3 protein-coding genes and 1 pseudogene are annotated in these 7,994 nt (G+C 71.5%); 2 read left to right on the top strand and 2 right to left on the bottom strand.

Annotation, left to right across the window (positions count from 1 at the left end; genetic code table 11):
* Positions 1-753: 753 nt before the first annotated feature.
* Positions 754-3,696, top strand: coding sequence for a hypothetical protein (locus tag OH735_RS20580; protein ID WP_406382973.1), 2,943 nt, complete (start codon positions 754-756; stop codon positions 3,694-3,696).
* A gap of 49 nt (positions 3,697-3,745) precedes the next feature.
* The gene (locus OH735_RS20575) at positions 3,746-5,170 is read left to right on the top strand and encodes a hypothetical protein (RefSeq protein WP_406382972.1); all 1,425 of its coding nucleotides are present in this window, start codon (positions 3,746-3,748) and stop codon (positions 5,168-5,170) included.
* A 457-nt stretch (positions 5,171-5,627) separates the two neighbouring features.
* Here OH735_RS20575 and OH735_RS20570 read toward each other — a convergent pair whose 3' ends face one another.
* Together OH735_RS20570 and OH735_RS20565 are read right to left on the bottom strand one after the other, a co-directional pair.
* Positions 5,628-6,746, bottom strand: a complete 1,119-nt coding sequence (locus tag OH735_RS20570) for a hypothetical protein (RefSeq protein ID WP_406382971.1) — start codon at positions 6,744-6,746, stop codon at positions 5,628-5,630.
* A gap of 298 nt (positions 6,747-7,044) precedes the next feature.
* Positions 7,045-7,920 (bottom strand): annotated as a pseudogene (locus OH735_RS20565) (IS5 family transposase).
* Positions 7,921-7,994 lie beyond the last annotated feature (74 nt).

Here is a 7,994-nt window from a genome sequence, read left to right as displayed (position 1 = left end):
ATTCGGATTGCCTGGCCCTACCGAGAAGCACCCTCACCGCAGTGCCGGTCAAGCGAATATACCGGCTCATGACAACAACCTCCTCGACCACGGCAGCCCTACGATCCCGGATTCACCGCGTCGTCGATGAAGAATCCCACCCCACTCCCCTATTCCCCGGAGTCGAGCCTCCTCGTCGACGGGGCGGACGTTCCGCTGGACAGCAAGGAGATCCGCCTGTGCCCCGTCGCGTACCGTGCCCGGCCACCCGCGCCGCTGGATCCGGGCGGGCGTCGGGCCACCGCCCGACCGGCTCTCCCGTGTGCCCGCCGGGTTTCCCCGCACGGCTTCCCCGGTCCCGGCCGGTGCCGCAGACGCAGGACCTGACAGGTCGGTTCGACTTGCCGGGCGCGGCCGTCAGTGATCTCTTCGTCCGCCTGACCACCGGCCGGACGCAACCGTTCAGCGCCACCATGGAGGTGGACGCGGAGCACGGCGTAGCCCGGACCGTCCCGAAGGACGCTTCGTCGTGCACCGAACTCGGCGCCACCGCGGCCTTCTTGCTCGACCTGCACACCGACGGCCCCGGCCGGCCCCTCCTCCTGACGGGTCCCGACGGCATACCCCGCACCTTCCCGAGGCCCTCCGCCGACAAAGCTCACTCAGCCCTCACCGAATCCGCTTCGGGCAGCTCACCCGCGATGCCGGAGAACCACGCTCCCGCACGAGGCGCTCTTCATGATCGAATCGGGGCGACCAGACAGGGGAGGGCCAGTGCGACAGGGTGACGACGGACGGGCGGGGCGGGCCTCGGGTGGCATATCCGAGCGGATGATGCGTCGGTTCCGCCGCCGCGACACCGCGCCCGCCGAGGAGGCGGGCGACTGTGCCGCCGGTGCGGCACGGGAGGCGTCGCCGCGCACCGTGCGGGACGAGTTCCCCCACCGCTACCTGCTGCGTTCCTCAGCCGTGCCGGACTCCCCGGTCCGTGAACTCGTACAGGAGCTGCCCGCCGACCCCCGGCGGCCCGTCGTCGTGGTCGACGTGCCCCGGACGGCCGCCGACAACCTCGGCGAGGAACTGGGCACGCTGCTGGCCCGGTTGCGCGAGGAGGAACCCCTCTCCGTCCGGCTGGTGCTGTCCGGGTCCGCCGCCCCGGCCGGCGAGGCCGGACCGCTGGCCCAACGCCTCGCCGACGCCTGGGAGGTGACCCTGGAAGCCCCCGACGCCCCCGCCGTCCTCACCCCCGGCGGCCTGCTCCACGTCACCGAACCCGCCACCCCCGGCGGCGGCTGGTGGCGTTTCGCCCCGGGGGCGGCCCCCGAGGCGCTGGGCGCCCGCCTGCCCGCCCCACGCTGGCAACGCGCCCTGACCCGGGTCCCCCTGGGACCGATCGGGGAGAGCGTGGTCCGTGCCGTCCCCGCAGGACTGGCCCTGTATCCGGCGGACGCCGCCGCGCCACGACCCGACGGGCCCGCATACGCGGTCGCCGTGCACCCCGAACGGCTGAGTGTGCTGCTCGGCGCCCCGCGCGCGAAGCCGGTCGCGGCGGAGGACCTGGCAACTCTCCTGGCCGGCCTGCCCGTCGAGCCCCGCCGCTCCCTGCGGCTCGTCCCGGCCGACGGCCGTGAGGCGGTCGCCCTGGCCGAGGAGGTGTGCGACCTCCTCGGTACGGAGATCGAAGTGAGCCTGGGGCTCCCGGTCGCCGCCACCGGGGACGAGGGCGAATCCGTACGACTGGTCTCTCCCGAGGGCGAGTTCACCTGGTCCGCACCGCTGACCGCCCTGGTGTGCTCCCCCACCGGGGACGACGGTTCCCGCCCCACCCCTCGCCCCACCGCCTGGACGCTCCCCGGCACGGCGGGCACCCCGGGGGCGGAACCGGCGAGCCTGCGGCTGCCGTCCGGTGCCTGGGCCGTGGCGGTGCGCTCCGGGCTCTGGCTCGGCACCACCCCCGAACCGCCCCCCGAGGTACGGGACCGGGCCGCCGAGTCCCGCGCCCTGCGGGTGGAGATCGCCCCGGACTGCCTGACCGGGAAAACGGCACGTGAGCGGCACCTGAAGGACTTGTCCACGCTTCTCGCCGGTCTCGACGCTGCGGCACGTACCCACGCGGAACTCGCCGTCTCCGACGGTACGGAGCCCGAGGCCGTCGCCGGACTGCGACGATTCGCGGTCCGTACAGGGCTGACGCTGGCGGCCGCACCTCAGCGGAGGAACGCCCCGTCGTCGTCCGGGAACGCCCCGTCGTCGTCCGGGGAGGTGGGCACCCGGCCCGCCGAGGCCACCGCTACGCGGGCCGAAACGGCGACGCCTCACCCGGGCACGCCCGTAACGGAATCCGGCCCGACGACCGGAGGGGGCTCGGCTGCGGAGCCCGAGGCGGAAGAGGCCCCTGCGGCAACGGCCCGGACAAGCGAAGGCGCGGCCCCGCACGCCGAAGGCGGGGCGGTCTCAACGGAGTCCGCGGCGGCGGTGAACCCCACCGCGGAGACGGGCCCGGACAAACCACGTACCGAAGGCCGCCTCCCCGCAGCAGAACCCACGGCACCACTCACCCCCGCCCGCCCGGGAAATACCCCCGAACCGGAAACGGGCCGGGGCACATCACGCACCGAGGGCCGACCGGCCGTAACAGGAGCCGGGGGCGGGGGCGGAGGCGCCTTCGGGGCACGCCTCGGCACGGCGGGGCCCGTACCGGGCGGGCAGCGGAACGCCACGGCAGGCTCCGACAGGTCCGCCCCGGCCCAGCGGGAAGAGCCCGAGACCCCGCCCACGACCACCACCGGGACACCCGCCACCCCGGCCACCCCCGCCACCCCACCGCCGGGGGTGACGGGCGCCACCCCGCCACCCCCGGTGCCCGCCCCCAGCGGCCTGCCGACTCCGGCACCCAACGCCCCGTCCCGGACCAAGCCCCCCAGCCCCCCGGTCCAGGCCAGGCCCCCCGCCACCCCGGCCCCGGCCCCCGTCCGGCGCCACCGCGCGCCCGAAAGCTTCAGCGGCGAGCCGGATCGCCGGGCGTTCCGGGAACTGGCCGCCGAGGTCTGGGAGAAGCACAGCGGACCCGTGAGCCAGGCGCTCATCCGGCTGCCCGCACTGCGCGGAACCGGTGAGGAGGCCGCACGGGCCGATCTGATCGCCGTCCACCTGTACCTCTCCTCCTCCCCTGAGGACCCCTTCGGGGCTCGTGCCCTCGCCGAGAACGGCGAGGCGCTGCGCCCGTACGCGGCCTGCCTGGCGTCCGGACTGCAGCGCCTGCCCGCCCTGCGGGGCACCCTGGTGCGCGCCGTGGCACAACCGGCCGTCCCGGACGAGGTGGTGCCGGGCGCGGTGCTGGAGTGCGACGCGCCCCTGGACGTCGTCCACCTGGAGGCACAGAACGCGCCCTTGCCGCCCCTGTCCCACGTTCGTTACGTCATCCGGCCCGTGACCGCCCGGCGCACCTCGGTGCTCTTCCGTGACGGAAACGGTGTGCGGGCGCTCTTCGGTACCGGGGCCGCTTTCACGGTCCTGGCCCGTCACGAGGCGGAGGGCGACGTACCCGCCCGGGTCCTGCTGGCCGAACTGCCCACCGGGACCGGCCGGTTCCGGGAACCGTCCCCAGAAGCCGTGGAACGGCTGGACAGCGCCGCCCGCCGCCCGGGGGCGGCCGGGGCGGTTCCCTGGCCGGACCGGTGCACCGGGCCGTTCCACCTCGCCCCACCGGTGCGCTGAGCGGCGCCCCCGCAGAACTCTTCCTCCCGCCCAGAAAGGCAGACCAGCCATGGCAAGCAAAGAGTCCACCCCGGCAGGCGAAAGCACCGCAGGCTCCTCGGTGCGACGCGCGGCGGCACTCGCCGCCCTGACCGAGGAGCCGTCCACCGGCCTGTTCCCTGAGACCGCCACTTCCACCACCGCCGCTTCCACGAGCACGAGCACGGGCACCTCGGTCTCCGGTGCGGCGACAGCCACCGCCGTGGCCTCCGCACCCGCCGAACCGGCGGCGGAAGAAGGCACGAAGGAGGGCACGGACCCCGCGGCGGAAAAGGAGCCGCACACCACGGCCACAACGGTCCCGAGCGGCGAAACCGCGGCGGCCACCGCCGAGACGGCCGAAGCGACCACCACCGGGAACGCTGCCGCTCCGGCCGGGACCGCCTCCGAAACCCGGACCCAGACCCGTACCGCGTCCGAGTCGGCGGCCGAGGCCCGTCTCGCCACCGCGACGCGCTCCGGGACCTCCGGGGGGCTCACCACCGTCCTGCCCCTGGGGCGGCCGAAGAAGCCGGTGATCGCCGCCGCCATGCTCTGCGGGCTGGTCCTCATCGGGCTGCCCTTCCTCATCTCCGGCCCCGACGACAAGCCGCGACCCAAGGCCGCCGACGCACCGGTCGGCAGCTCGATGAACCCCGACGGTTCCGGCCCCGGACTCGTCCCCGGCGAACAGCACATCTCCGCCCCGGGCGTGGCCAAGGCCAAGGACGAGCACTCCGGCAAGGGCCCCGGACCCGGCACCGGGCCGGAGCACAGCACCGGCCCGCTCGGCGGCATACACGAGTCCGGCACCAGCGGCGAGGACAAGGGCACCAAGCCCGGCACCCCGAAGGACACCCCGCCCTCCGCGGAGAGCAAGCAGGCCCCCGCGAACGACACACCCGCCAAGGACAAGCCCGCGAACGCCCCGGCCGCCCCCGCCCCCGCCCCGGCCGCCACGTACTCGCACCTCATCGGCCCCGGCTGCAACACCCCCGGCTTCGCCACCGGGGACTACTACACCGACGGGAACGAGGGCTGGCGCGGCAGCCGGGGAAGCACCACGTCCTACGGCTGCAGCGGCTTCTACTACAGCCTGCCGATGTCCGGCAGTTCACGCTCGGACGGCATCTGGGCACAGTGGAAGTTCACGAGCGGCGACGTGAAGAAGGGCAACTGCTCGGTCCAGGTGTACATCCCCAACGTCCACGACCTCTCGTACGTCGGCGGCACTCCGGGCCACTACACCGTCTACGGCGCCTTCACCCAGACGTCGAGCAACCAGATCGGCTCCTTCGAGATCAACCAGCCCTCCCACCTGGGTCAGTGGGTCGCCGCCGGCACCTTCCCGATCACGGGCAACAAGATCTCCGTCGTCCTCGACAACCGCGGCAACGGCGCCGACAACCGCCACGCCGCCGCGGCCCCGGTCCGCGTCAACTGCACCGCGACCTGACCCTGTGCCAACGAAAGGCCAGGTCACGGGATATGTGACCTGGCCTTCTCCGGAGCCCCCTGTCGGATTCGAACCGACGACCTACGCATTACAAGCCCACTAGGGATCACGACGCCCCGTGCCACGCCATCGTGCGAGATCCCGTTTTCCCAGATCAGAGCACATGTCGCCGTCCCGCTGCTCAGGCTCGGTGATGCACTGTCCAAAGGCATCCGCGCTCCCCTCGCGCTCCCCCGTCACCCGGCGAGGCGACAAGTACCCGTGGTGCCTTCCTCATCTGCAACCTGGCACCAGCTTGTAGAGATCGCACAGGCTAGGCATCAGCATCGTGCCGACGGCTGGTCACGGGATTGCCGTCGGAGTCGGGCTCGCCTAGTACTCCTCTCGCTGATGGGAACGCTCGGCCCTCGTAGTGTCCAACCGGCTTGCCGGGTCTGCAGGGGATCTTCTTCACGTCTCAGCGACCCCCGAAGACGTCTGCGGGGGAAGTGCCCTGCGGGTACATACGGAAGCGCCAGGTCTTGAGAACGTGATCACGCTCCCAATAGTCGTCCGGGACCAGCTTGGCGAGAAGCGCCGGCTCGGGCTCCTCGCGCAGCGCGAGGATCTTGCCCTCGTCCGTGGTGATGGCGTCGAGGAACCGCTGTGTGTAGAGCTTACTGAGGTACCCGAAGAACGCGAAGCCCTGCTCCTCGATATGACGGGCCGCCTCCTCGTCCGGAAGCTCCGGCTCCGAGACGAAGTCCAGTCGCACAAGCCGTCCCTGCTCGTCGAATTGGGACTCCTGCTTCTGCGGCCAGTCGCCGTGCAGCATCAGGAACCAGGCCAGGTTCTTCTCGTCGGGATCGGTGATGATCTGGCCAGCGCTCAGCATCTCCACCCCGCCGATGGTGAATGCGCGGTTCTCTTCACCGTCCCCAAGCCGCTCCACGACCCGCTCCTTGTCCCGGTCCATGATCACCGAGAAGGTGAGGGGCGGCTCGGTCGCGAGCATTCCATCCCCCAGTAGGTGCATCTCGCTAACCTTGATCGCGTCGAGGAGCGAGAGGCGCTGGTGGCTCCCGACGAGATTGAAGGCGGACGGGTCGACCAGCGTCCACAAGCCCCCGCCGCTCCAGAAATGGGCGTAGAGCAGACGGCCGCCCGTGGCCTGGGCGTAAGCCTGTGCCGCGGCCATGTCCTTGGCCCGCACCCTGGTCTCCAGGGGGTTCTTGTTCGGAGCTACGTTCTTGACCTCGACCAGAAGGTGCGTCCCGTCGGGCAGGACGATGCGGAAGTCAGGCGGCTGGAGCTCGCCGCCCGCTTCATCGAAGTAGAACAACCCCGAGTCCTCAGTCTTGATGAGGCGAACGGCGCCGAGGGCAACCACCACGGCCTCGAAGGCGTACTGCGTCATCCAGCCTTGCAGCCTGGAAGGGTTGTCCAGCGACGTACGCAGAGCATCGCCGATCGCGGTGACGGCCTCTCCGTGCCGGTCGATCAGTAGCTTTCGCCCATCGGGCTCCGGCAGGGCGAGTTCGATCAGCGACACGGCTTCGAGCCCCAGATCGCCTTTCCGGCCTCGTCGCAGTGCCATGTGCAAGCCCCCTGGTTTTTCGGTCTGCTCCGGGCCGCGGCGCCACCGGGCCCCTGCTGGACCTTCATGCATACCCCCCCGGGAAGGCGGGGCAACCTTTGGCCAAGTCCCCTGGAGAGCGGACTGCTTGCTCCCAGTCGGGAAGGCCCTTGTCGGTGCCGTACGCCATCCTGGGGCCATGTCCGCATGGCCGCGTATCACCTGCCCTATCTGCCGCCGCTCCGTCGCCGTGAACCCGGACACCCGGCGGATCGCCGACCACAAGCACCCCCGGCCGGGTGCGTTTCGAAAGTGCTGGTCACAGCCACTCGTTGATGGCTGCAACCAGTACGGTCGCCTCGTAGCGGACGGCGAGTTTGTCGTATCTCGTGGCGACTGCGCGGTGTCGCTTGAGGCGATTGATTCCGCACTCCACCGCGTGGCGCTCTTTGTAGTCGGCCTTGTCGAACTTCGGCGGCCGGCCACCGTGGGAGCCGCGCTTCTTGCGGTTGGCGATCTGGTCGCGCTTCTCCGGAATCGTGCAGCGGATACCCCGCTTGCGCAGGTAGGCGCGGTTCGCGCGGGAGCCGTACGCCTTGTCGGCGCGAACCTTGTCCGGCCGGGTGCGCGGGCGGCCCGGCCCGAGCATGGGCACCCTGATACGCCCCAGGACCGCCTGGAACTGCGGGGAATCACCACGTTGCCCTGCCGTGATCGCCAGTGACATCGGCTTCTGGGCCTGCTCGACCGCCAGGTGGAGCTTGGTGGTCAGCCCGCCCCGGGAGCGTCAGAGCCCGTGGTCGTCGGGCTCGGTGAAGACACCGCCTGGCGGTTCGACCTGCAGATCCCCCTTTTACGGGCTCCCGCCGCATACTGGTGGGCGCGGGCGATGGTCGAGTCCACCGAGACATCCCAGGTGATCAGACCCTCGGCGTCGGCCCGGGCCTGCAACTGCTCGACGATGCGGTGCCAGGTGCCGTCCCGCTGCCAACGCCGGAACAGGCCATAGACCGTCTCCCACGGGCCGTACCGCTCGGGCACGTCCCGCCACGGAGCACCAGCGCGGGTGCGCCAGCGTATGCCGTCTATCAGCTGCCGCTTGGTGTGCACCGGCGAACCGCCCAGGCTTCTTCCCGACCGGGAGCAGAGGCTCCAGCTTCGCCCACTGAGCATTCGTCAGATCATGCCTTCCCACGAAGTGGATCTCGACACATCAAGATCCACTTCTGAAACGCACCCTAGGCAGACCTCGAAAGGCACCGTACGGCT

The organism is Streptomyces sp. NBC_01618, assembly GCF_045209435.1.
Taxonomy (GTDB): domain Bacteria; phylum Actinomycetota; class Actinomycetes; order Streptomycetales; family Streptomycetaceae; genus Streptomyces.
This window is presented reverse-complemented; position numbering and strand designations above follow the sequence as displayed.